The sequence below is a fragment of the Paenibacillus sabuli genome (assembly GCF_014705605.1).
Classification (GTDB): Bacteria; Bacillota; Bacilli; order Paenibacillales; family Paenibacillaceae; genus Paenibacillus_D; species Paenibacillus_D sabuli.
Genome location: NZ_JACXIZ010000032.1, coordinates 16,265 through 40,284, shown reverse-complemented (window position 1 = coordinate 40,284; position 24,020 = coordinate 16,265). Strand labels below are relative to the sequence as shown.

The window sequence follows — 24,020 nt, the reverse complement described above, 5'->3', positions numbered from 1 at the left end:
TCGATCAATCCATTATTGTGGAGGGGAACCTACTGATGAAAAAGAGAATGCTCTACCAATCGATGCTGCTCCTGATCGCGACAATCCTGCTGCTGTCCGCCTGCAGCCAGCCCGGCGCCGAGCCGTCTGGCAATGCGCAGGCCGAGGGGGATAACGGCGGCGCGACAAGCGCCGATGACACGAACGCGGGTGGTGACGGCGACGCGGAGACTGCGGAGGCGCCGGGCACCGGCGGCTCGGCGGTCGGCTTTATCTTCGTCGGCGCGCGCGACGACTACGGCTACAACCAGGCGGCCTATCTGGGCAGCGAGGCGGTAGAGGAGGCATTCCCGGATCTGAAGGTGCTGCGTTCGGAGAACGTGCCGGAGACAGCCGAGGCCGAGCGCGTCATGGAGCAGATGATCCGCGACGGGGCCAGGATTATATTCCCGACCTCCTACGGCCATCTCGATCCCGCGCTTAATGTCGCCAAGCGGCATCCGGACGTCGTGTTCTACCACCAGGGCGGGCTCAAGACGGCGGACAATCTCGGCACGTACTTCGGCACGATCTGGGAGCCCGTCTACCTGGCGGGCATCGCGGCGGCGGAGATGTCGGAGTCGGGCAAGCTCGGTTACATCGTCTCGGTGCCGATCCCGCAGGTGCTGCTCAATGTCAATGCATTCGAGCTGGGCGCGCAGTCGGTCAATCCCGACGCGACGACGTCGGTCGTCTTCACCGGCAGCTGGTGCGATCCCGGTCAGCAGGCCAATGCGGCCAACTCGCTGATCGACAGCGGCGTGGACGTGCTGAGCCAGCATCAGGACTGCACCAAGACGGTCATCGAGACGGCGGAGCGCCGCGGCGCGATGTCGGTCGGCTACCACGCGGACGCCTCATCGCTGGCGCCGGAGGGCTGGATCACGGGCTCGGTGTGGAACTGGCCGGACCTGTATGTCGATATGGTACAGACGGCGATCGACGGCGAGTTCGCAGATAGTGAATATGACGGCAAGTACCGCGGCATGCTCGCCGACGACGTCGTGCAATTGACCGGCTACGGGGCGAATGTGCCAGAGGATGTGCAGGCGCTCGTCGAGGAGAAGAAGGCGGCGCTGCTGGAAGGCACGCTGCAGCCATTCCTCGGTCCGGTGCGCGATCAGTCCGGCGAGGTGCGGATCGCAGAGGGCGAGACGCCGACGCTCGACGAGCTGGAGGCGGCGGACTTCCTCGTCGAGGGCGTAATCGGCAGCATTCCGAAGTAAAGGGAAGGTAGTCGGACTTTGAGTGTGGAGATGGACTGGGGAGAAGGCAGTCGCGAAGCGGCTGGTCTGGAGGCAGAGCCCAGGGTAGTCGGACTGTGATGCGGGGAGCCGCGCCTGTCGGCAGCGTTGGCGGGCAGGCGTGACCCCGGTCCTGGAATCGGACCAAGCAAGAGAGGAGCGTGCATGACTGTGAATGGATTAGGCGGATTGAACAAGTCGGCGGACGGCGTCGTGATCGGACTGGCACAGCTGCAGCTGCCTGTCGTGGAGACGCCGGAGCAGCTGGAGCGACAGACGGCGCGCATCGTCGAGATGACGGCCAAGGCCAGGCGCGGCCTGCCGAGTATGGACCTGATCGTCTTTCCCGAATATTCGCTGCACGGCCTGTCGATGAACACCGATCCGGCGCTGATGTGCACGGACGATGGCCCCCAGGTGCAGGCGATGCGGCAGGCGTGCCGGGATCATCGGATCTGGGGCTGCTTCTCGATCATGGAGGCCAATCCCGGCGGCATGCCGTACAATACGGGCCTGATCATCGACGATGCAGGCGAGGTGCGGCTCAAGTATCGCAAGCTCCACCCTTGGGTGCCCGTGGAGCCGTGGGAGCCGGGCGATCTGGGCATCCCGGTCTGCGACGGGCCGCGCGGCAGCAAGCTGGCGCTGATCATCTGCCACGACGGCATGTTCCCCGAGATGGCGCGCGAGTGCGCCTATATCGGCGCGGACATCATGATCCGGACGGCCGGCTACACGGCGCCGATCCGCCATGCGTGGCAGATTACGAATCAGGCCAATGCCTTCTGCAACCTGATGTATACCGTCTCGGTGTGCATGAGCGGCAGCGACGGCACATTCGACTCGATGGGCGAGGCGATGATCGTCGGCTACGACGGTGTGCCGCTCGTCAGCGGCGGCGGCCGTGCCGACGAGATCGTGTCCGGCGAGGTACGCCCGGCCCTCGTGCGCGAGGCGCGGCGGCTGTGGGGCGTGGAGAACAATATCTATCAGCTCGGCCACCGCGGTTATGTCGCCGTCGAAGGCGGGGCGGGAGACTGTCCGTACACGTACATGCACGATCTGGCGGCTGGACGCTACCGCGTGCCGTGGGAGGACGAGGTCCAGGTGACCGACGGCACCGGCGAGGGCTTCCCTCGTCCGACGCGCCGCTATGGCGGCACAGTGCGGGAATGAAGCTGGGGCGTCGCCCCTGAGGGTAGAACGCGAGAGTAGCGTTCGAGAGTCGTAGAGCTCAGAGTAAAGCGCGAGCGTAACGTCCGAGTCGATCATGAACTGCATAAATACAGTTATTTTCAGTTGATACGGTCGCCTAGGAATGCGAACTGTAAAAGTACAGTTATTTTGGGTCGAAATCAGCATTTTTGATGATATGCCCTTGTTTTAACTGTACTTTTGCAGTTCAGGCCGGGTTTTCGGGGGAAGAGGGCAAATTGAACTGCACTTATGCAGTTCAGCTGTTCAGGCCCGGTCTTCAATGGAAACTGCCGGAGGGGCAAGGCGCACATAGCGCACATCGGACAAGGAACAGCCGTAGTGTGCGACAATGCGCCGACGAGCAAGGGAGAGGGACAACGTGGAACGACGCAACTCACAACGCACGCGAACTGAAGGGGGAGGCGCTGCGGCGCAAGGCGGCAAGGACGAAGCGAACGGGGCCGTCAAGGCCGTGCCGTACGATTGGCCGTATGACGGCGCGCTCGTCCCTGTACAGACGGCGCTGCTGGTGATCGACATGCAGCATGACTTCTGCGGCAAGGGCGGCTATATCGACCGGATGGGCTACGACCTGTCGGTGACGGCGCGCGCGATCGAGCCGATCCGGCGGGTGCTCGACGCGGTGCGGCGGGTGCCGGGCTTCACGGTGATCTACTCCCGCGAGGGGCATCGCCCCGATCTGGCCGACCTGCCGCCGATCAAGCGCTGGCGCAGTGCTCTGGCAGGGGCGGAGATCGGCTCGGAGGGGCCGTGCGGGCGCATCCTCGTGCGCGGCGAGCCGGGCTGGCAGATCGTCGATCGGCTCACGCCGGCCGAGGGCGAGATCGTGCTCGACAAGCCGGGCAAGGGAAGCTTTTATGCGACGGATCTGGATCTGATCCTGCGCACGCGCGGTATCCGCAAGCTCGTGCTCACCGGCATCACGACCGATGTCGGGGTGCAGACGACGCTGCGCGAGGCCAACGACCGCGGCTATGAATGCGTCGTGCTGGAGGACTGCACAGGGGCGACCGATGTCGGCAACCATATCGCCGCGCTCAAGATGATCACGATGCAGGGCGGCGTGTTCGGCGCGCTGTCGGATTCGGACCGACTCATCGCGGCGCTGCTGCGGCTGGAGCTGGGAGCGTCTGAGGCAGGGGTAGAGTCGCAGTCGGTGGCAAAGGCAGCGGCAGAGGGACTGCCACTGGGGCAGCCAATCGGATCAGGAGAACGAGGAGGATGACGATGCAGAAGCGCGAGCCGGTGAATCAGGCAGGTGTGAGCGAGCAGGCCAGTAGAGCGGGAAACAGGGTGGATTCGGACGGTGAAGATGGTCGCCAAAGTGCGGCGATGACGACGGTGAAGGTTGGCGAGCACTTGAAGTGGGCGCCGATCCCGGCGCATCCAGGCCTTTACCATCGGGAGATCGCCGATGCGGCGGAGGCGGACCGACTCGGCGTGCGCGCCAGCTCGGTGCTGTGGGAGCGCATTGATGTCGGCGGCGCCGTGTTGCCGCATTACCATAGCGTGGCCGAGATTATTCACATTACGAAGGGGCAGGTGCGGTTGCTGTGCAATGGTGCGTGGCGCACGTATCGTGCCGGGGACACGTTCCACGTGCCGGCTGGCGTCGTGCATTCGGTGCGCAACGACGACATTGCCCCGACTGAGCAGATCAGCATCTTTTTGCCATCAGAGCCGAATGTGCCGAAGAACGCGTTTTTTGATACAATCTTGGTGGATGTGCCGCTCGAAGAGAGGTAAGCGGGCGTAGCCGCCTGCGCGTCGGCTGGTCGAGTGTGGATGGCGGGGGCCGTGAGCGGCGGGCAGCGTACATCACCACATACTCAATAGCGTGCGCAAGCGGCGACAAGCATGCCGACGAATGATCGGACGACGAATTTCGAACGGAGCGTGAACCGGCAATGAACGATAGCCCTTGCATCGACGATGCGCGTCCGTACCCGTATGCCTTCGATCCGGCGCGGACGGCGCTCGTCGTCATCGATATGCAGAATGACTTCTGCGCCCCCGGCGGCTTCGGCGAGCGGCTCGGCAACGATGTGGCGCCGGCGCGGGCGATCATCCCGGCGATCTCGGACGTGCTTGCGGCGGCGCGGCGGGCCGGGCTGACCATCGTGCATACGCGCGAGGGCCATCTCCCCGATCTGTCGGATTGCCCGCCGTCCAAGCTGGCGCGCAGCCGTCGCCAGGGCGCGGGCATCGGCGATCCGGGGCCGATGGGACGGGTGCTCGTGCGCGGCGAGCCAGGGCACGCGATCGTGCCCGAGCTGGCGCCGGCGGATGGTGAATACATCGTAGACAAGCCGGGCAAAGGCGCTTTTTACCGGACGGGCCTGGAGGCCTATCTGGCGGAGCAGGGCATCGCCTCGCTGCTGCTCGCCGGGGTGACGACGCATGTGTGCGTCCATACGACGCTGCGCGAGGCCAATGACCGCGGCTACGAATGCGCGGTAATCGCTGACGCGACCGCCGCCTTCGATCCGGCCGATCACGAGGCTGCGCTGCGCATGGTGTGGCAGCAGGGCGGCATCTTCGGCTGGGTGGTCGAGAGCGGCGCGGTCGTGGACGCATTGGCCGAGATCCGGCGGGGGTAAGGCGTCGGGCGCGTCGGTCGGACGATGCATGAGCGGCAGATAGAAGGACGATCAGGGGGAAGGACGCGGCAGGAGCCAGTTCCCGAGCGGAGCGGGGCGGCCCGGCAGAGCGGAAAGGAGGCGCGAATCCAAGGTGACAGAGGAAGAGATACAGGGATTGATGGTCAAGCATCTGCTGAATGTGCCGCATCTGCAAGGCTCGCGGCTGCTCGGCGGCGAGGCCGGACTGGACAAGCTGGTCAGCCGCGTCAATGTCATGGAGGTGCCGGATGTCGTGGACTGGGTGCGGCCGGGCGAATTCCTCGTGACGACGGGGTACCCGTTCCGGGAGGAGCCGCAGGTGCTGGAGACGCTCATCGCCCAGCTCGCGGGCAAGGGTGTGGCCGCGCTCGGCATCAAGACCAAGCGCTTCATCGAAGCGATCCCGCCATCCGCAGTCGAGGCGGCCGACCGGCATGGCCTGCCGCTCATCGAGCTGGGGCCGGAGACGTCCTTCTCCGATGTCGTGCGCGAGGTGATGGAGCGCGTGCTCGTCGCTGAATCGCGCTATCTGGCCGTGCTGCAGAGTCATGTCCAGCGCCTGTCTCACGTGCTGCTGCACGGGGACGGGCTGCCTGCGTTTTTGCACCATCTGCAGCAGTTGCTGCGCAATCCCGTCGCACTGCTCGATCCTGACGGCGGGTGGATGGCTTCGCCCGAGGCGGAGCCGCTGTGTGCGGAGCTGGAGGCGGAGGATGGCCATTGGCTGCGGCTGCGCGAGGATGCCCGCATGCAGACGAGCTTCGTGCCGCTGGCCGGGCGCAATGTGCGCGTGTATATTGCCGAGGTGCCGGATGGACAGGGGGCGCCATTTCTGCTGCTGCTGCTGGAGCACAATCGGGAGTACGGCATTGTGGATACGATGACGATGAACTGGGCGGCCGAGCTGGCCGGCTTTGAGATCAGTAATGAGCAGGCGCGGCGGCGCATCGAGGCCAAATATGTCGACCAATTCCTGCAGGACTGGATGGCGGGGCGGATCGTCTCCGAGGTTGATCTGCGGCTGCGCGCCGAGGCCTGCGGCCAGCCGCTACCGGCGGGAGCGGGCTATGTCGTCGGCATCGTGCAGCGGCTGGGCGCGGACGAGGTTGCCGGCGAAGCCGATCTGGGCGGCCGGGAGCAGACGCGCGAGCTGCAGGGAGCGGCGCGGCGGCTGAGCTACGGCGGCGGCACTTCGCGCGGGGGCGCGGCTCAGCCGCAATGGACCGTGCTGGAGGGCCGACTCGTCGTGCTGTTTCCGCTTCCGGGGATGGTTGCGGGGCAGGGGGAGGAAGCGCGGAATCGGGCGGCGCGCGCAGTCGACGGCGTGTCGGCTGCGTCGGCGGACGCGACCGACGTGGCCGAGTCGGCTAGAGTGGCTAATTCGGCTAGAGTGGCTGACTCACCCAGCGTTGATCAGCGCCAGTTGCGGCTAGACCGTGAGGTGGAGCGCGTGTTGCGCGCGCTTCGCCAGGCGCTGCCCGGCGCGGAGTGGGCGCTGCGGCTCGGGCGGTCGTCGACGGGGGTCGGAGGCGTCCCGGGGAGCTTCCGCGAGGCGATGCGCACGGCGCAGGTGGCCCGGGTCTGCCGGATGAGCGCTCCGGTGGTGCGCTATGAGGAGCTCGGCGTCTACCTGCTGCTGTATCGGCTGCACGGGTCGGAGGAGCTGGAGGCTTACAGGCGCATGTATCTGGCGCCGCTGCTGGCGTTCGACCGCAAGCAGCAAGGCGCGATGCTGCAGACGGTAGCGACATACCTGCAGTGCGGATGCAATACCAAGGAGACGGCGGAGCGTCTGTTCCTTCATTATAATACGGTGACATACCGGCTGGAGCGCCTGCGCAGCGAGCTCGGCTGGCAGCTCGACGATCCCGAGACGCGCCTGCAGCTGCAGCTCGCGATCAAGCTCCACGAGATGGAGTCGGACAGCGGCGGCGGGCGGTAGTTGGTTGCGGAGTGGGTTGGATTGGGCAAGGGAGCGGCTGTACTGGAAGGGTAGGCCGTGTGAATTAGCCTATGGCAAATGTTGCAGTGTGTGAGCGCCAATGGGATGTCGGCTACTCGGTTCGATGCTGGTGCGAACCTCAGGTGCACATGAAATCCCTGGGAGGTTCGCACCCCGCGCCAGTACTGGCTTTTTTGAAGAAAGGGTCGATTTTGCAGGCTAAACATCGTATACTAAAAAGGGGTTCGCACTTTGGGGCCCGAAAACGCCCGCCCCGTAAGGGTTTCCGGGCGCCGCTGTCGCATCCTATATGGATGCGTGGATTGAAACCAGGACGACGTATTCTTTGTGGAGGATGTACGGGTCGCATCCTATATGGATGCGTGGATTGAAACACCCAAGCCGGGTACGAGCGCTCTAAGCTGAGTAGTCGCATCCTATATGGATGCGTGGATTGAAACAGCAATGGCGTTTTGGTCAATTCGTTTTGACTGGTCGCATCCTATATGGATGCGTGGATTGAAACACCCGCACGATGGTCGATTTGGGAGTGGCGACGGTCGCATCCTATATGGATGCGTGGATTGAAACCCGTGGAACCAGTACGACGTGCACTACATCGACGTCGCATCCTATATGGATGCGTGGATTGAAACACCCTCGCCATCCAGGCGGGCGGAGAGCGGAAGTCGCATCCTATATGGATGCGTGGATTGAAACATTGTCCACGCCTACGAGTACGAGGGCGAGCGGCAGTCGCATCCTATATGGATGCGTGGATTGAAACTCCAGCACGTTGCGGTCATACGCACGATCGGACTGTCGCATCCTATATGGATGCGTGGATTGAAACTTGGTTGTCATATCGGCATCACCCGCTTTATTTTGTCGCATCCTATATGGATGCGTGGATTGAAACATCATCCACAAAAATCATACCTTTTTCCGGAACGTCGCATCCTATATGGATGCGTGGATTGAAACGTGGCGTTTGTAGTCTGCATAGTCTCGAGCCATGTCGCATCCTATATGGATGCGTGGATTGAAACGCTTCCTCGGCGTTTTTGACCGGATCGTCAATGGTCGCATCCTATATGGATGCGTGGATTGAAACATTTATTGGCTACGCGGCATGGATTACGACGAGGTCGCATCCTATATGGATGCGTGGATTGAAACCGCGCGGCTGTCGAAGGTGATACCGTCTACTTTGGTCGCATCCTATATGGATGCGTGGATTGAAACGCCAAGGTCATGTGTGTTTTTGTTGGTGTTGTCAGTCGCATCCTATATGGATGCGTGGATTGAAACAGTTAAATATTGGTATAAGTCAAGGATCTCTTTATGTCGCATCCTATATGGATGCGTGGATTGAAACGACAACAGCGTTGTGTCTCGCGGTAAGGCAAAATGTCGCATCCTATATGGATGCGTGGATTGAAACAGCGGCCATATATGCCGCTAATTGCTCAGTGGTCGTCGCATCCTATATGGATGCGTGGATTGAAACACTCGAATCGTCACGGCCCAGACCCGATTGGACAGTCGCATCCTATATGGATGCGTGGATTGAAACAGATTCACGGTTTAATCGCTCAATTACTTCTTTGTCGCATCCTATATGGATGCGTGGATTGAAACTCCCACACACCCTCACTGTTTTTAGTGAAGGAGGTCGCATCCTATATGGATGCGTGGATTGAAACATGCTCGCTTACAAAAGTTGTTTTGGGCGAACCAGTCGCATCCTATATGGATGCGTGGATTGAAACGTGATACCCAATGCCATAAAGCTGCCGACAACGGTCGCATCCTACATGGATGCGTGGATTGAAACTTTCGTAACAATAATCGGTTTCGTAGTCATACGTGTCGCATCCTATATGGATGCGTGGATTGAAACAGCGTGCCGTCCTCCGCGTAGAAGCCGGCGTCGTCGCATCCTATATGGATGCGTGTGTTGAAACGCGACTCATTGAGGAATCACAATCGTGCCCCTGAATGGAATTGTGAAGGCTGAATTTATAAAGGGTTGAAATTATACTGCAAGTTTGCTATGGGGAAGGGTGGAGCAAGTTGTCTAGCGGCAACTTGCTCAGCAGACTCTTTGGGCTTTTGGCTATCTGGACCAAGCCTCCCTTACTTCGTCGAGTTCGTTATTCGCAGCAATGCGCAGCCAGCGCTTCAATTTGCGAAGTTAAATGAATCGAACGACTGTTCCGTAGGCGAAGATTTCAATTACTTGCTTGGTCCCCATCATCCCGCTGGCTTGGGCGACACGGTATTCAAATTGACAGCTGATCACGGCATGACCTCCAAGTTGCGCCGCTCTTTGTTTTAGCTGATTTTTGACCCCCTCGAAAGCTAAATTGGGATCAGCGCTCTTGAACACTCCCTCTTTGTGAGAGTCAATGGCAAATATAGTATCGATGACTTCGCAGTGCACGTTCAAGTTTCCTGTGGTGATGATAATTGGCATGTTTGTACCCTCCGATTCATTTTTTTGATGCAGCACTTCTTGTGAATCGTTTGGTTTACATTCGACATATTTTTTACAAATCCTTCCTCGTTATCATGAATTGTCGAATTTGGGCGCTTTCGGATAACGTCGTGCCATGGAACGGAGGTCACCTCTGATGTTGAAAGAGTATGATTTTGTAAAATGAGGCGCAAATCATGTAGAAACTTGTGAATTATTTTGGCGAGTGGAGCAGGGATATGGGAATATAGATCGAAAATATAAAGGGGAATTAGTAGATAAGATTCACGACCAATGGTTTATACTACAGAGACGAGCTTCCTCACACAGAAAGGATGCCGATATGTTTGGACATATTGAAACATTGACTCTGCGCGCCTCATTTGCGTGTGAGACCGAAGGAAAGCTGCCCCCTTATCTGGGCTCGACGCTGCGCGGGGTGCTCGGTCATAGCATGCGGGACTTCGTATGTCCGACACCGGATGTGCGGTGCTATGTCTGCCAGATCGCTCAAGATTGTGCATATGCGCGTAATTTTGCTTCGCCCGGGCACGACGCAGGCGCCGTGAACGCCTATGTGCTGTATCCGCATGTACGGGACAAGATTGAGTGGAAGAAGGGGGACCAGTGTACATTTGAGATGACGCTGATCGGGAGTGCGGTCAGGGAGGCGGGCTTTTATGTGGATGGCTTGCAAGCGATGGGCGAGCGAGGCTGGGGCGCGGAAAGGCTGCGCTTTCGGCTCGAACAGATTAGCGTCCCGGAGCGCGATGCGCTAATCTGGAGCGGCGGGCGCATCTGGATGCGCAACCTGATGCCCCAGCCGCTGACTATGCCCGAACGGCGGGCACGGACGGCACTGGTTCGTTTTGTTACCCCCACGCGTATTCTGGTGCGGCGCAAGTTGAGCCGTCGAATCGCCTTTGAGGAATTAATCCATTCCATCAGCCGTCGGCTGACCTTGCTGTCGAAGGCGTATACGGGACAAGAGCTGCAGTGGGACGAAGACGCGATGCTGGAGGCGGCGCGCATGGTTCAGACTGTCGAGCAGAGCTGGCGCGACGTCGATTTCGAGCGTTACTCGATGACCCGCGGCGGCAAGCTGGAGCTGCCAGCCATCGAGGGATGGGCGCGCTACGAAGGCGACCTGACCTCCTTCACGCCTTTGCTGGAGGCAGGAAGAAGGCTTCATGCCGGCAAGAACTCGACTATTGGGTTTGGACGGTATGAGGTGTTTTATGATGCTTGAGAGAAGTCGGACTAAAACAACCACGTTATTGAGTAGAACTTTCTGCTCAATAACGTTTTTTATTTTGCGATATAAGCGGATCGCAAGCAAAATTTGGAGAATAAAGAAGGAGATTAGGGAATTAGAGCGAATTTTATTACCATATGGAAGTGAATATGGTGGTAATTTGGCGAATCTTATCATCCTTTTGATAGGGAGCCGAAAGTCTTGTGCTTGCTGTTCCGTACGCATGTTTAGTATCAGATAACGGATTAACAGGAAAGGGGTATATCGGGATGGCAGAAAATAAAACCTTTCAAACCATCTATAAAAACTATAATGACTTGAATGCCATGATGGTAAACGAATTGGAGCTTGCTTCGGAGCACGATGGACTAACCGGAAATTACCGGGAACAAATGTGGCTTAAATTTTTCCAGAGTATCGTTCCGCGCAAGTTCTCAATTGCGCAAGGGGTGATTATCATCGACTCGGATCGCAAAACTTCGCGGGAAGTAGACTTGGCTGTATACGATGAACAGTATACGCCCTATGTTTTTCAATACAATGCGCTTAAATTTATTCCAATTGAAGCAGTTGTGATGGTTGTGGAATGCAAAAGCACTGATTATGAACCAGAAAAATTGAAAGCTTGGAGTGAAAGTATCAAGAATTTAAATTCGAGGGCCACAGGCATAGCAAGAATGACTACTGGGCATGCAATCGGGTTAACAAACAAGACGCAGAAGCAAACAACCCCAATACAAGTGCTAGTTGCATTAAAAAATTACGTGAACGAAAGTAAGATCAGAGAAGTGAAGAACGAGCTTGGTGATCATTTTGATTTTATTATCCTTGAAAAAAGGGAACGGAATCAAAAAAATGCAAAATTCGAGCTACTGGTCAAACATGAGTCCAAAAAAATAGGATGGTGGTCAAAGAAGTTGAATTACAAGCAAGAATTAAAGGATATACCCAATGAGGACTTGGAATTGGATCATCTGGGTAAAGATCATGACTACGACAAATTTAGTGAGCTAATATTTGCAAAAGCGGATGATAGGCCAAAATTGGCCAATACACTGCAAGACTTATGTGTATTTGGAAATCCGCTGTTAACACTAAACTTTCAACTCAATCAACTGCTAATGTTATTAAACAACCCGATGTTATTTCCTCATTTCGCGTATGCCAAGGCTTTTAATAAGACACAGCAAGAATTTACTCGAGCGGAAGGGAAAAAGGAACGTACGCCACGACGAAACTTAAACTCAACTCACAGTAGGCAGAAATAATCGAAATGGAGGCCAACCATGGGCGGCTATGCATTTATCGACGTTTCGCAGAAGCAAACGTTTATTTTCAAACACAACGGATTGAAAAAGAACCTGTATAATTCCTTTGTCATTAAAGCGTTGACCGAAAAAATGAAAGAGCTCGAAGACAATCAGGACGATTTTTCTTTAAGCTGGTTCCTAACAGGTAACTATTCGAATCGTCACGAGTTTGTTTACTCGGGCGGGGGTAACAGCATCGTCCGCTTCTATAATGCGGAGGACCTTGTGCCGTTTGTAAGGGAGTACTCTCGGGAAGCGCTGGTTCGTTTCCCCGACATTGAGCTATACATCAGTTGCGTAACGGATGAAGAAGTTGAAGGCATTTTAAAGGAAGAGGAGCAATCCAATGCATATAAGGTCATTCATCGAGAGCTTCATAGCAGGGCCGATCAGCTAAAGGATAAGCGCCGCGCTCGATTTAGAAGGTGGAGTTACGGCGTGGAAGAGATTGATGAGACCGGGTATCCGGCGATTGCGCAGGCCAAGCAGGATAAAAAGAATGACGATCAAAAATACAACCGGGCCAGGAACCATTTATTTGGACCGCTGGAAGAACAGCTAGCCAATAGCAAGATCGAAACAACAAATGAATTGCAAAACTTTAAGAAAGATAGCGAGAGTGAAGGGAAAAGCTATATTGGGGTCATTGCACTGGATGGCAACAAAATGGGCGACTTGGTAAGTAAGGTTCGTACATATGATGAATTGCGTTTGTTCAGCGAAGCCATTGATCAACTCTATCAAGATGCGGTGGTAAATGCGTTAAAGACTACTCTGATTAGTTCGGATGAATGGGAGGATAAGAAGGTGCCTGTGACACCGGTCGTCATGGCCGGGGACGATGTCTGTCTGATTGTCCCTGCGGAGCATGCGATTGAGACGGCAGCGACGATCATTAAAAATATTCAACATCAATCTGAGGCATTCATAGAATCGGGGAATTTGCCTCATATTTTTGAGGATGAGCCGTATCTGACAGCTTGCGCAGGGGTGGTCATTACGAAAGTGACGTACCCGTTTTTTGAAGCAGTGCAAAAAGCGGAGGCGCTGTGCAAGCAGGCGAAGGAGGCGCTGTACGCCGTGGGAGAGCCGGGACAAGCAGCAACGGCTTCGTTTATCGATTGGGAGATTGTGCAGGGCCAAGTAATTCCGGAATCGGCGTATGCCCGTCATGTCAAGCATAACAACGACCGCGAGGTGTTCCGTATCCGTCCGTTGCGCATCGATCAAGAGGCGGGCATTGATCGTGGCATTTTCAGCTATGATGCCGTAAAAGGATTGGCAGACAACATGTACGATATTAGCAATTCACAACTTGAGAAGGTCAAGCAGCTCGCCTACGAAGGCAAGCATGCGTACCGTTTCTTTTTTGATCAGCGCGGTGCCGAAGACAAGCTGGCGTGCATGACGAAGGAGCACTTGCCCGGCTCGAAATTTGACCAAGATGGTGATCAACCAGGCTGGGACCCATCTAATGCCCCGATCTGGGTAAGCAAGCGAGACGGGCGGACCACCTATACTTACGTATTAAACGATGCGATTGAGCTTCGTGCTTTTACGACGCAGAAGGGAGAGGAAGCCGATGATTGAATCGTGTTCCTATGCTATTCGGGTTCAACTGCGCAGCGAAGCCATATTCAGCAGTGGCGAGAAAGCGTTCGGTCTGGTCCAGAGCAAGGCGCTCACCGATCCAGACGGATTTGTTTATTTTCACGCCAAATCGCTCAAAGGCCAGCTCAAGCGGGAAGCCTTCTGGCTGCTCAAGCAATACATGCAAATTGATCAGCAACGGGCGGCTTCATTTTGCGAGCACATGGATTTTTTGTTCGGTTTAAACCCAGAATTAGAACTTAAGAAAGACAAATACAAGCCGTTGGTTGCGCATCTGTATGAGCGGCAGGAGGATCGTCTCAATGTGACAGAGGGAAAGATGAAGCTGGGACATCTGGAGTTGCCGCGGGCCGTACGTCATTACTACAAGTCAATGTTGGAGCAGGACGAGGAGCAGGGATATGTACGCATCTCGTCGCATGATCTGACGGCGGCGCAGACCGAGCGGCGGGTTGGCATTCAGTTGGAAGAGGCCGGCTCCGCCCGAAAAAAACACTTCACTTCCTATCATGCGGTCAAGGAGGGCCTGATTTTCTACGCGCCTGTGCATTTTATGTGTTCTCCGAGCTGCGAATGTTTGGATGATCTGGTTCGAATCGTGGCTGCATTCCGGCACATTGGCGCCTCCATCCATCGGGGCAGGGGTGAAGTCGAAGCCAATCTGTTGTGTAATGACGAACCGCTCGGATTATCGAAGGGAGGGCAATGAGATGCGCCATTACCGCATCATTGAGATTGTGAACCATGAGCCGCTGAAGATCGGCGCGGGCGGGAGCAAGGCCAACCAAAATGAGCCGTCGAAGGACCATCTGCCGGGTTCGACAGTGCGTGGCGCACTGATTGCGCAGTTGATTCGTCATGGTCGGTTTCCAGAGGAAAAGCAGGCCGCGCTGTTACAGCGACTATACTGTTATCCAGCCTACCCGAGCGCTGGAGACGTCTTGTATCTGCCGGCTCCGCAGCATCTGCGTATGGACAAGCATCGCTGGCGTGCGTATATGCACAGGCTGCGGGAGCACGGCGATTATGAAAGCATTGAACCGTTCACAATTTCCAATTTATTCGAGGGTGACAAGGGTAAGGACAAAAATGTGCTGGAGCCACGTTTTATTGGCCGGGACCAGGTGAACGGTGAACCGACTCTACACGGGATGAAGCCGAAAAAGGTGTATCGTCTGCATCACAATACGAAGAAGAACGAAGACCAGCGCGAAAAAGAAAATTTATTTCAGTATCAGGCGCTCGCCCCGGGTCAACACTTCCGTGCGCTGATTGCGGCGGATGAAGACGTGCTGGATTGGATCGAGCCGGTGCTGCAAGCGGAGCCGGATTGGTACATCGGCGGATCGCGCGGCTCCGGGTATGGGCGCTGCAGCGTGCGCTTGACCGAGCGCCCTTTCGGCTATGAAGAGGCTAAGGGACTGTTGGGGTTACCGTCCAGCGAAGAAGTTGTCAACGGTAATCTTACCCTCACTTGTCTTTCGGATTGCATTTTCCGTGACGGGCATGGGCAGCCGGCCCCGCACTATCCGGTTGAGCGACTAGAGGAGATGCTTGGAGTAGAGGTGAGCGTAGAAAAGATTTATGTGCAAACCGGGATGACGGAAGGCTACAACGCCAAGTGGCAGGCGCGTTATCCGAAGGAAGCATGCGTCAAGGCCGGATCGGTCATGCGGTACAAGTTGAAGGGGACGCCGGATGAAAGCTTGCTGCAAGCGGGCATTCGCCGCTTGGAAGCTCAATTGCATGGATACCGGACGCAGGAGGGCTTCGGCTGGATCGGCGTGAATCTGGATTATCCGAATCGTCTTGTCATGGGCGCAGCGGGGCCGAAGGAGGCTGCTGGCCATGCAACATCGCAGGATGGTCATTTACAAGTGAAAGAGAACGACGAAGATTGGGAAGTTATTCGCATTATGAATGCGGGTTTGAGCGAACATGTCAAGACGAATTGGCTCGAAATGATCTGCGCGACTTCTCTTGAAGGAAATCAATCCAAGCCAGCGATTCGGCCTCCAACGGAGAACGGCCCCGCGTTGATCCTGGCAGATACTCTAAGCAATCATCACTTGGGGCGCATGCTGCGGGAAGTCGAAGAATGGCTGGGTCAACGTGATCAAAAAGAAACAAAACCAAGTCAACGCAAAGCTTCGGGAGAATCGCAACCGGATTATATGACGGATAATGCAAAGTGTTCGATTGCCGGGGCGAACTTTTTAAGAATATTGGATTACTTGTACCGCGATCCAGACCAAGTGATGGAGGCAGACGCCAGAATAACGGAGTATGCTCAAAAGATGTTGGGCGGCGTGAAGGCGGAATTGTTATATGCGGATGAGACGAATGAGCGAATGAGACAGAAGCGATTCATCGCGGAGCTGCTGCGCCAAGGTCTCTGGATGATGAGGAGAAAACACAAAGATCGGGAAACGCGGAAAGGAGGCGAAGGCGCGTGAGCCAGAAACAGCGGTATCGCTTCACGATTCAATCGGTGTCGCCGGTGCATTTCGGTGACGGCGAGGACGGTGAGGACGGCAAAGCTGTATTGCGAAACAGCAGCGGTGAGCCTTTTCTTTGCGGCAATGCAATCGGCGGCGCACTTCGCGATTATTTGAGGGCGGTTCAAGTACCGGAGCAAGATATCCGCAACTGCATGGGCGGAGTCGAACCTGTCAAGCAGGATGAGAATACAAACTCAGATAAGCCAAAAGAATCTTTTGTCACCAGTTCTATTTATATTAGCGATGCTAGGCTATTGAAGCGAGAGGGGAAGAGAGAACCGAAAGTCTACAGAGAAGGCACGGCGATCGATGCGCATACAGGTGCGGCCCTTGATAAGCAAAAGTACAAGCTGGAATACTTGCCAGTAGGCACGGAGCTTAGCTTTACGATTGAATTCGAGGATCAGAACTTCGAATCATTTATACAAATATGGAAGAATGGCATTAAGTCCGGGGCGCTTCAATTCGGCGGGAAGAAAAGCAACGGCTTTGGATGCTTTGAATTGCTAAAGCTGGAGCGCCAAGTGTGGGCCTTTCAATGTGCCGAAGATGTTGACGCGTACCTCTTCGAGGGTTCGAATGATCATTCCGAATCGTTATCGACAGAGCGAGACGAGGGCGAGCTTCATGCGCAGATGTCCTTTACGTTGTCCGGCAAGTTCCCGTACGGGGTGTATCAAGCTTTTGCGCTTTCTGAGTCGGAGCATTCAATAGAGGGAACGCTCACAGGGTTGCTGAAGGAGGGAGGCACTTATGTCATTCCCGCCACGAGTATCAGAGGCCTGCTGCGTCAGCAAGTGTACAAGCTATTGATTCGCATGACCGACAGTACGGAGCTAGCGGACAAGAAATGCGCGGAAATGTTCGGAAGCAAGGATGGACGCGGTAAATTCAGTTTCGAAGATGTCAAGCTGAGCGAAGTGAAGCGTGTGGTTGTGGAACGACCGGAAAAAGAGAAAGACGCGGAGCCGACTTATGTCAAGATCGACCGTCTGACAGGGAGTGCGTTCAAGGGGGCGCTGAAACGACAGCGGGAAATTCAAGCGGAGGCTGTGATTGAGATTGGGTTGGATGCCATTGACGAGTCGCATCGGCGCTATGTCTTCCCAATCGTGTATGCGCTGCGCCTGCTGGGCAGCGGTCAGTTGCCAATCGGTGGGAGAACGGGGATTGGTCTGGGTCAATTCTACGCCAATCATACGGTGATGAAGGGACACGGACTAGAGACAAGCTTGTCGCTCAGCAATTCGGGCCGCATCGAATCGGCAGTAGAAGCAACGCTGCGCATATACTACAAGGAATTCGAAAGGTGGTGCAGGGCAGAATGAGCAAGCCGATTTTTGATTTTGCCGAGTTGGAGCTGCGCGACGATTATTACATCGTTCATTTGCTGGATGATGTGCGAATGGGCCGATTAAATGAAGAGGAAGAGTCGGGTGATACGTGGTTGTCGCAAGCTATACGAGACGATCGCGTGATTGAGGCGCATTTCTTTAATGCGCAACGCGAGCTGTATCTCGCCCGAGACGGAGAACAACTGGTGTTGTACGCGCCGATGGAGCATAGCGGGCTCGATTCGGAGAGCGTTGAGCGCAAGTATAAGTTGGACAGGCACTTCAAAAAAACCGCTTCGCCCTACAAGACTTTGGTCGTGCGCGAGTATTTGGATTATAAGGACAATCTGGCCTTTGTGGCAAAAACCGTGTTGTACGGCTTGGAGGAGGGGATGGCGGAATGAATGGGAAACATTCGGATTATGGGAAGGGACGTCAAAGCGGACAAAGAAATGGAAGTGGGAACGATCGTGGGAATAATCAGAACGGGAAGGGAAAACAATCGGACAGAAATAAGCCGCCACTTAAAGAAGTGACATTGCCTTATCATTTCATTCCTTTTCCAGGGAATGGAGAGGATAGTGACTATCTTCAGTATGAACAAAGCAAGCTTCCGAGCCATCTTCCGATCCGTGGTCGGGACGAGCGCCTAAGTGGTAGTATTCGCTATCAACTCAAGCCATGTACGCCGCTGGCAGTTGAACTGCGGAAGGACTATGAGGACAAGCCGTTTCTCGCGGGCAGTATGATGAGAGGAAAGCTGCGCAGCAATGCCGAAATTCTTAGCGCCAGCGCCCCGGACTTTATTGATCGTACGGAGATGTTGTATCGGGATTTGGCGGGGGAAGACAAAGAAACTTACAGGTATCAATTAATGTGTAATTCTGTTTATGATCCTTTTGAAATGAACGATGATTCAGAATTAGATTCAGAAGTACAAAAAGAAAAGCAAGAGATGGATCAAACATTTCAAATCGAAAATGTGGTTCGAGCCGGGTATTTACATAAAAAAGGAAATGATTTTTTCCTTATTCCGGCAAAACCAATCGGTAGTAAAAATTTTTCATCAGTTAAAGAACATCAATTAAAAAAATGGAATCTTTCATTAAACCGGTCGTGGTTATTATACGACAAAAAATCATTAGAGTCATATCTGGAGCTTTTAAATGAGATTGAGAAAGAAATAAATCAGATATCGGAGCAAATAAAAGGCATTCGATTTCAGAATAAACATTTGCTAAGTGTTGAATTAGAAAATCATTTTAAAACAGTTTTTATAGACCAATTTAGTTTCACGCAAATGTCGCGTAAAAAAATGTTTAAAATTAGCGAATGGAAACATGCAGAAATAGACACGGTGTTTCAAGAATTAGATAAAATAGAGAAATTGCTGCTTGAGAAATTGTTGAGAAAATGCAGTAAAAGCGATATTTTAACTGACTTGGCAGGAAAGAGCGCACAACGGTGGGGGTTGAAAGCGCGCATGTATATTTTATATGAGGCTTTCATTAAGAAAAACAGGGAATTTCAACCTTATGAATCGGGAGAAGTTTATTATCAAACTACTGATAACGGGACAATAACCAGCATTTCGAGAGCCGGCCAAAAAGAACACTGGCCAAAAGGCAGGCTGTTTAATTCGACTAATGCGTTCTCAAAAAGAAGTCATTATGTTATTGGCGAGCCGGTTGATGACAAAACAGTTGTGATCAGTCAAGAAGAAATTAATAGTTATAACTTGTTTTTAAGTAAGATAAGGCCTAATAAAAAAGGTAAATCATCAAAAGAGTTTCGAAAGTTTTATGATTTGTTTGAATACGAGAGCAAATGGAAAGAAGGCCGTAAGATCGTATTTTTTCTGTTCACAGGTAAGAAAATGCTGATTGGTCGCACGCCATACTTCAAAGTTCCGTATAAGCACCAACTAAACGATCTGCTAGGCACGCCTGATGGTGACAGAATCGATTATGCCAACGCCTTGTTTGGTTATGCAGCCCGGACAAGCTCAAAAAAGGAAGCGCCAGAATCCTACAAGTCACGGGTACGCTTTTCACCAATTCACATTACAGGCAAGCCGCAAGTTAATGATAAGAACTTCCAACTATTGACGCCGTATGCTTCAGCGAGCAGGATGTATTTGCAGCAACCGGAGAGGAAAAAGGGGAAGGCCAGTACTTATGCTCAAAAAGAAAAGCCTAAATTAAACGGCCGCAAGTACTACCACATTTTAAATAAGTCGATGGGAGATACGGAACCAAAGATTGATAAGAAAGATACAGGAAGGGATTCGTTGCTTTCCACAAAACGTGTCCTCCAGCCGGACGGTATTAAACTTTCCGGTGAAATCGCTTTTTCAAATTTGACCAAAGATGAGCTAGGCTTGCTCATTCTGGCATTGGATATTTCGCAGCTTCATCGGACATCGGAATATAAAGATAAGGTGGGAACCTTAGGTCTGGATGTCGACAACTTGTTTGAATCGATCGGCGGGGCCAAACCTTACGGTTTTGGAAAAGTTCAAGTTTTCGAGATCAAGGTGCAACTTGAGCCGAATGATAACAGTTTTGAAGCCCTGATGTATGGACATTCGGAAGAGTGCCAAGAATTATCTGAAGAGCAAGTTGGAACGTATGTTGATGCATTCCTCAATTCTATTTACGAGGGTTTGAAGCCGCGGGACTATTTCAAACATATCCACTTTAAACGCTATCTGAAGAGTAAGCAAGTTTTTGAACCGGGAGTAAATTGGCACAATCTGCAGGACAAAATAAATAAAGAAACCAATAAAGATGGAGGATATCCAACCAACTGGGTATTAAAGCCGCTATAGTTTGTATAAAACGCAAGCCGGATGGTTAAAGCTGCGACAATGGTTTGATGCTGCATCAGATGATCTGGCAGGACGGCGTGGAATTCCGCATACAAGCATTATGGTCAACTGCTTGAATTTGAGGCTAACGTGGTTGGGGAGTCTCCGCAGTATGTCCGTACTCTCTAACGGACCTCAGCTCTTTTGGTGTAAGAGAGCCTATTTCAGGTCCGCTGATCTGCCCTTCTGACCTGGGCCACCCTAACGTACGTTTGCGCTGACGAAAGGCCCGCGTGACACCAGACGGTCCTGCAATTATTACGAGTAGCTGAAAAAAAAGCTCCAGCCTAAGGCTGGAGCTTTACTGTCGTTCCCGTCGTACGGCTCGTGTTGACGGCTTCGATGAAGCGGATCATGGCGAGCGTCTCCTGCGGCGAGACGTCGGGCTCGCCGGTGCGGAACATGTGCAGCACGCGCTCCAGCAGCCCTGCCTGCATCGGCCGACCGCCGGAGGCGGAGCTGACCGCCGCGCTGCGGCCGGCGAAGTGCAGCGTCGCGCCGTAGTGGTAGCTGCGCGTCCGGTTGCCGCGAATCGTGCCGATCCGGCCGTCCGCCCACCGCGCGACCGCGATCTCGGCACGCACGTTGGCGACTTGTGCGTCCCCCGAATCGGTGTCCGCGCCGCCGGTACGCGTCCCTGCTGCGCTAGCAGCTCCCGCGTCCGCGGCATGCCCGCTCTCGGCGGCTCCTGCCGTCTCGGCGGTCACGGTCACCTCGGCACAGCCGGTGCCGAGCGCGCGGAACAGCATCTCCACGCCGTGGATGCCGTACCAGAACCACCCCGGATTGGTCGGCTCCAGCACGAGCGGGGTGAAGCAGTCGATGCCCTCGACAGTCTCCTCCGTATCCAGCTCCCGCTCGAAGGCCTCCAGATAGCGCAGCACCGACGTGGTCATGACGGGGATGCGCTGTACGGCAGCCAGCCGATAGATCGCTTCGGCGTCCTCGAGGCTGCAGGTGAACGGCTTGTCGATGAAGACCGGCCGCCGATAGGGCGCGATCCGCTCGAACAGCTCGCGGTGCGTGCGCCCGTCCACGCTCGTGATGAGCAGCGCGTCGCACTGCTCGGCGACCGCCTCGGGCGTCTCCAGCACGTCCACGCCATGCTGCTCGGCGAGCTGCCGCGTGAAGCCTTCCACGCGCGTGTGGCTCGCTTCGACGTCCGGCGAGCCGCCGGGATAGCCGGCCACGACGCGCGCGCCTGCCACGTGATGCGGGTGCTCGGGATTATTCAGCAGCTCGGTGAACTTGATGACATGCGACGTGTCCAGGCCGATCAGGCCCAGCTTCAGCTCATTCGACATGGAGCTCGCCTCCGTTCGTATAATGACGCACCTTGTCCTCGTCCACCGTCACGCCCAGACCCGGCCCCTCCGGCCGCCGCAGCTTGCCGCCCTCGATCGTCAGCGGCTCGGTCAGCAGCGACTCGTCCAGGAATTGCGGCCCGTTCCAGGCGCACGGCCGCTGGATGCCAAACGCGCAGGCGAGCTGCGCATTGGCCGCGAGGCCGATCCCGGTCTCGGTCAGCCCGCTGCAGACGGTCATCAGCGGCGCGTGGTCGGCGATCTCCATGCAGATCCGCGAAGGGAACAGCCCGCCGCTGCGCGACGGCTTCGCCACATAGGCGGTGATCAGGTCCTGACGGATCCACTCCATCAGCTCGCGCGGCGCGATGATCGGCTCGTCGGCGCCGAGCGGGATGCGCATGCGCTGCTTGAGCGCGGCGAGATCGCGCAGCTGGTTGGCTGGCAGCGGCTGCTCCAGCAGATCGAGGCCAGCCGCTTCCAGATCGGGCAGCAGGCGCAGGATGTCGTGGAAGCGGTAGCCGCCGTTGGCGTCGCCCCACAGGAAGCCGTCCGGCGCGGCCGCCCGCACCCGCTCGCACTGTAGCAGGTCGAAGGCCGGATCGGTGCCGAGCTTGAGATTGAAGTTGGCATAGCCGCGCTCGCGCCCCTCCGCGATGGCGCTGTCCAGCGCAGTCTCGTCGCCGGCGCTGACGGTCCAGCTCAGCACAGCCTCGTCTGTCGGTGCGTAGCCCCATAGCTCCGGCAGCGAGAGGCCGCGCGCCTTGCCGAGCAGGTCGTGCACGGCGGTATCGACGGCGCACTTGGCGATCGGATGCGCAATGGAGAAGCCCGGCGCGATTACGGCGTTCATCGCCTGGTGGAGCCCGGCCAGATCGCTCACCGCCCGGCCGATGACGGCCGGCAGCAGGTAGCGCTGCAGCGCGCTGACCACGCTCTCCATCGTCTCGCTCGACCAGAGCCGGCTCGGCGAGCCCTCGCCCCAGCCGACGACGCCGGTGTCGCTGGTCAGCTTGACGAGCACGACGGTGCGCTCCATGCCCGCGCCGCCGATCGCGCCGCGCGACGTCTTGAACAGCGCCTTCATCGGCAGGTGCAGCGGGTAGATCTCGGCGCGCTGGATGATCATGACGTCGACTCCTGCGCGGATTCGCCGCGTCCGGAGCGCTTCACGAGCCGCTGGATGCCCTCGGCGGTGTACCACGGATCGCTATCCGCGATTGGCAGCGAGACCGGCTCGCCGAGCGTCGCCGATTTGTAGATCGCGGTGATGGCTTCGATCGTGCGCCGTCCTTCGGCGCCGCTGATCATCGGCTCGCTGTCCGTGCGGATGGCTTCGAACAGATCGTAGTATTGATGGCAATGGCCGAGCGTCGGCAGCTCCGGCTCATCCCCCGTGGGCAGCGCCGCCTGCTCCAGCTCGGCGATTGCCTCGCGGTCCATCTTGGCGCCGCCCAGGTCGGTCTGCTGCACCGCGTGCAGCGCATACGGGAAGCCGACGTAGTGGCGCTGCGAGGAGAAGTTCATCTCGTGCCCCTCCCGCACAGTCGTGAGCGAGCAGGTCGCCTGCGCGACCGCGCCGCCGGCGAAGCGCATCGTTGCGGTTGACCAGTCCTCGACCTCGATGTCGTGGTTGATCGTGTCCATCTCCGCTCGTACCTGCTCGAGCGGCTGGCCCATCAGCCACAGGAACAGATCCATCGTATGAATCGCGTGATTCATCGTCACGCCGCCGCATTCGCTGGCGAACTTGCCGCGCCACGGCACGTCGTAATACTTGTCCCCGCGCCAGTAATTGCCGCTCATCTGGGCGGATACGAGCGGTCCCATCACATCCGAATCGAGGATGCGCTTGATCTTCTGAATATCCGGCAGGAAGCGCAGCTGGAAGACGGTCGCCAGCTTGCAATTGTGCGCGCGCGCCGCGGCGATCATCGCATCGCAGTCCTCCAGCGACGGCGCCAGCGGCTTCTCGACCAGCACATGCTTGCCCTTCGCAAAGGCGGCCAGCGCCGGCTCTTTATGAAAAAATGGCGGCGTGCACAGGCTGATAATGTCGATATCGCTGCGCTCCAGCATTTCCTTGTAATCCGTATAGATCGCCGTGCCCTCGCCGGCCGAGGCGGCTGCTTGCTCCGCCTTTTCCCGGGAAATGTCGGCGACGGCCTTGATTTCGCACCACTCGCCGAGCTGCTTGCATGCATCAATATGGCGGGCGGCGATAATGCCGCATCCAATAATTCCGATTCCTAGTTTAGAACCCATTATTACTCATCTCCTTGCCGTAAGTGTTGCCAAATTTGACTCCAGTCTA

Annotated in this window: 18 protein-coding genes and 1 CRISPR repeat array; of the genes, 14 read left to right on the top strand and 4 right to left on the bottom strand. The window is 55.9% G+C overall.

Annotated elements, in window-relative coordinates; all coding sequences use genetic code 11:
* Positions 1-35: 35 nt before the first annotated feature.
* From IDH44_RS17900 to IDH44_RS17875, 6 genes are all read left to right on the top strand, one after another.
* On the top strand, positions 36-1,244 hold the full coding sequence (locus tag IDH44_RS17900) for a BMP family ABC transporter substrate-binding protein (RefSeq protein WP_223869792.1): 1,209 nt from the start codon (positions 36-38) through the stop codon (positions 1,242-1,244).
* A gap of 189 nt (positions 1,245-1,433) precedes the next feature.
* Positions 1,434-2,438: a formamidase gene (locus tag IDH44_RS17895; protein WP_190920056.1), complete on the top strand. Its 1,005-nt coding sequence runs from the start codon at positions 1,434-1,436 to the stop codon at positions 2,436-2,438.
* A 400-nt stretch (positions 2,439-2,838) separates the two neighbouring features.
* Positions 2,839-3,705, top strand: a complete 867-nt coding sequence (biuH, locus tag IDH44_RS17890; protein ID WP_317890206.1) for a biuret amidohydrolase — start codon at positions 2,839-2,841, stop codon at positions 3,703-3,705.
* Positions 3,702-4,226 (top strand): cupin domain-containing protein, encoded by a 525-nt coding sequence (locus tag IDH44_RS17885; RefSeq protein ID WP_223869791.1) that lies wholly within the window; start codon positions 3,702-3,704, stop codon positions 4,224-4,226. The genes biuH and IDH44_RS17885 overlap by 4 nt, the downstream gene beginning before the upstream one ends.
* 161 nt (positions 4,227-4,387) lie before the next feature.
* Positions 4,388-5,080, top strand: a complete 693-nt coding sequence (locus tag IDH44_RS17880) for a cysteine hydrolase family protein (protein ID WP_190920052.1) — start codon at positions 4,388-4,390, stop codon at positions 5,078-5,080.
* 133 nt (positions 5,081-5,213) lie between these two features.
* Positions 5,214-7,043, top strand: coding sequence for a PucR family transcriptional regulator (locus IDH44_RS17875; protein WP_190920050.1), 1,830 nt, complete (start codon positions 5,214-5,216; stop codon positions 7,041-7,043).
* 298 nt (positions 7,044-7,341) lie between these two features.
* Positions 7,342-9,010: direct repeats of the CRISPR family, unit length 32 nt; unit sequence GTCGCATCCTATATGGATGCGTGGATTGAAAC.
* Between the two features lie 230 nt (positions 9,011-9,240).
* Here the strand turns inward: IDH44_RS17875 and IDH44_RS17870 are convergent.
* The gene (locus IDH44_RS17870; RefSeq protein ID WP_190920048.1) at positions 9,241-9,522 is read right to left on the bottom strand and encodes a heavy metal-binding domain-containing protein; all 282 of its coding nucleotides are present in this window, start codon (positions 9,520-9,522) and stop codon (positions 9,241-9,243) included.
* A gap of 343 nt (positions 9,523-9,865) precedes the next feature.
* On the opposite strand from IDH44_RS17870, the gene cas6 reads away from it, so the two are divergent.
* The 8 genes from cas6 (at position 9,866) to IDH44_RS17830 (ending at position 20,363) form a co-directional block, all read left to right on the top strand.
* Positions 9,866-10,771, top strand: a complete 906-nt coding sequence (cas6, locus tag IDH44_RS17865) for a CRISPR system precrRNA processing endoribonuclease RAMP protein Cas6 (RefSeq protein WP_190920047.1) — start codon at positions 9,866-9,868, stop codon at positions 10,769-10,771.
* 275 nt (positions 10,772-11,046) lie between these two features.
* Positions 11,047-12,045 (top strand): DUF6602 domain-containing protein, encoded by a 999-nt coding sequence (locus IDH44_RS17860; protein ID WP_190920045.1) that lies wholly within the window; start codon positions 11,047-11,049, stop codon positions 12,043-12,045.
* 18 nt (positions 12,046-12,063) lie between these two features.
* Positions 12,064-13,677 carry a Cas10/Cmr2 second palm domain-containing protein gene (locus tag IDH44_RS17855; protein WP_190920044.1) on the top strand — a complete coding sequence of 538 codons (1,614 nt, stop codon included), beginning with the start codon at positions 12,064-12,066 and terminating at the stop codon, positions 13,675-13,677.
* On the top strand, positions 13,670-14,407 hold the full coding sequence (locus IDH44_RS17850) for a hypothetical protein (RefSeq protein ID WP_190920043.1): 738 nt from the start codon (positions 13,670-13,672) through the stop codon (positions 14,405-14,407). Before IDH44_RS17855 ends, IDH44_RS17850 begins: the two co-directional genes overlap by 8 nt.
* Position 14,408: 1 nt before the next feature.
* Positions 14,409-16,154, top strand: a complete 1,746-nt coding sequence (locus IDH44_RS17845; protein ID WP_190920042.1) for an RAMP superfamily CRISPR-associated protein — start codon at positions 14,409-14,411, stop codon at positions 16,152-16,154.
* On the top strand, positions 16,151-17,527 hold the full coding sequence (locus tag IDH44_RS17840) for an RAMP superfamily CRISPR-associated protein (RefSeq protein ID WP_190920041.1): 1,377 nt from the start codon (positions 16,151-16,153) through the stop codon (positions 17,525-17,527). Before IDH44_RS17845 ends, IDH44_RS17840 begins: the two co-directional genes overlap by 4 nt.
* A complete protein-coding gene (locus IDH44_RS17835) occupies positions 17,524-17,937 on the top strand; it encodes a hypothetical protein (protein WP_190920040.1) in 414 nt (137 codons plus the stop codon). The genes IDH44_RS17840 and IDH44_RS17835 overlap by 4 nt, the downstream gene beginning before the upstream one ends.
* Positions 17,934-20,363 carry a hypothetical protein gene (locus IDH44_RS17830; RefSeq protein ID WP_190920039.1) on the top strand — a complete coding sequence of 810 codons (2,430 nt, stop codon included), beginning with the start codon at positions 17,934-17,936 and terminating at the stop codon, positions 20,361-20,363. The genes IDH44_RS17835 and IDH44_RS17830 overlap by 4 nt, the downstream gene beginning before the upstream one ends.
* Before the next feature lie 326 nt (positions 20,364-20,689).
* Here the strand turns inward: IDH44_RS17830 and IDH44_RS17825 are convergent, their stop codons facing one another.
* From IDH44_RS17825 to IDH44_RS17815, 3 genes are read right to left on the bottom strand one after another with little or no spacing between them, the layout of a single operon-like run.
* Positions 20,690-21,706 carry a Gfo/Idh/MocA family oxidoreductase gene (locus IDH44_RS17825; RefSeq protein WP_190920038.1) on the bottom strand — a complete coding sequence of 339 codons (1,017 nt, stop codon included), beginning with the start codon at positions 21,704-21,706 and terminating at the stop codon, positions 20,690-20,692.
* Entirely contained in the window at positions 21,696-22,835 is a 1,140-nt protein-coding gene (locus IDH44_RS17820) for a mandelate racemase/muconate lactonizing enzyme family protein (RefSeq protein ID WP_190920037.1), read from the bottom strand. Before IDH44_RS17820 ends, IDH44_RS17825 begins: the two co-directional genes overlap by 11 nt.
* Positions 22,832-23,971: a Gfo/Idh/MocA family protein gene (locus IDH44_RS17815; RefSeq protein ID WP_190920036.1), complete on the bottom strand. Its 1,140-nt coding sequence runs from the start codon at positions 23,969-23,971 to the stop codon at positions 22,832-22,834. Before IDH44_RS17815 ends, IDH44_RS17820 begins: the two co-directional genes overlap by 4 nt.
* Between the last annotated feature and the right edge of the window lie 49 nt (positions 23,972-24,020).

Coding starts and splice junctions, on each gene's coding strand:
- IDH44_RS17880 (WP_190920052.1), top strand. CDS start 4,388: ATGAACGATAGCCCTTGCATCGACGATGCGCGTCCGTACCCGTATGCC.
- IDH44_RS17825 (WP_190920038.1), bottom strand. CDS start 21,706: ATGTCGAATGAGCTGAAGCTGGGCCTGATCGGCCTGGACACGTCGCAT.
- IDH44_RS17860 (WP_190920045.1), top strand. CDS start 11,047: ATGGCAGAAAATAAAACCTTTCAAACCATCTATAAAAACTATAATGAC.
- cas6 (WP_190920047.1), top strand. CDS start 9,866: ATGTTTGGACATATTGAAACATTGACTCTGCGCGCCTCATTTGCGTGT.
- IDH44_RS17850 (WP_190920043.1), top strand. CDS start 13,670: ATGATTGAATCGTGTTCCTATGCTATTCGGGTTCAACTGCGCAGCGAA.
- IDH44_RS17815 (WP_190920036.1), bottom strand. CDS start 23,971: ATGGGTTCTAAACTAGGAATCGGAATTATTGGATGCGGCATTATCGCC.
- IDH44_RS17835 (WP_190920040.1), top strand. CDS start 17,524: ATGAGCAAGCCGATTTTTGATTTTGCCGAGTTGGAGCTGCGCGACGAT.
- IDH44_RS17830 (WP_190920039.1), top strand. CDS start 17,934: ATGAATGGGAAACATTCGGATTATGGGAAGGGACGTCAAAGCGGACAA.
- IDH44_RS17900 (WP_223869792.1), top strand. CDS start 36: ATGAAAAAGAGAATGCTCTACCAATCGATGCTGCTCCTGATCGCGACA.
- IDH44_RS17855 (WP_190920044.1), top strand. CDS start 12,064: ATGGGCGGCTATGCATTTATCGACGTTTCGCAGAAGCAAACGTTTATT.
- IDH44_RS17845 (WP_190920042.1), top strand. CDS start 14,409: ATGCGCCATTACCGCATCATTGAGATTGTGAACCATGAGCCGCTGAAG.
- IDH44_RS17820 (WP_190920037.1), bottom strand. CDS start 22,835: ATGATCATCCAGCGCGCCGAGATCTACCCGCTGCACCTGCCGATGAAG.
- IDH44_RS17870 (WP_190920048.1), bottom strand. CDS start 9,522: ATGCCAATTATCATCACCACAGGAAACTTGAACGTGCACTGCGAAGTC.
- IDH44_RS17885 (WP_223869791.1), top strand. CDS start 3,702: ATGACGATGCAGAAGCGCGAGCCGGTGAATCAGGCAGGTGTGAGCGAG.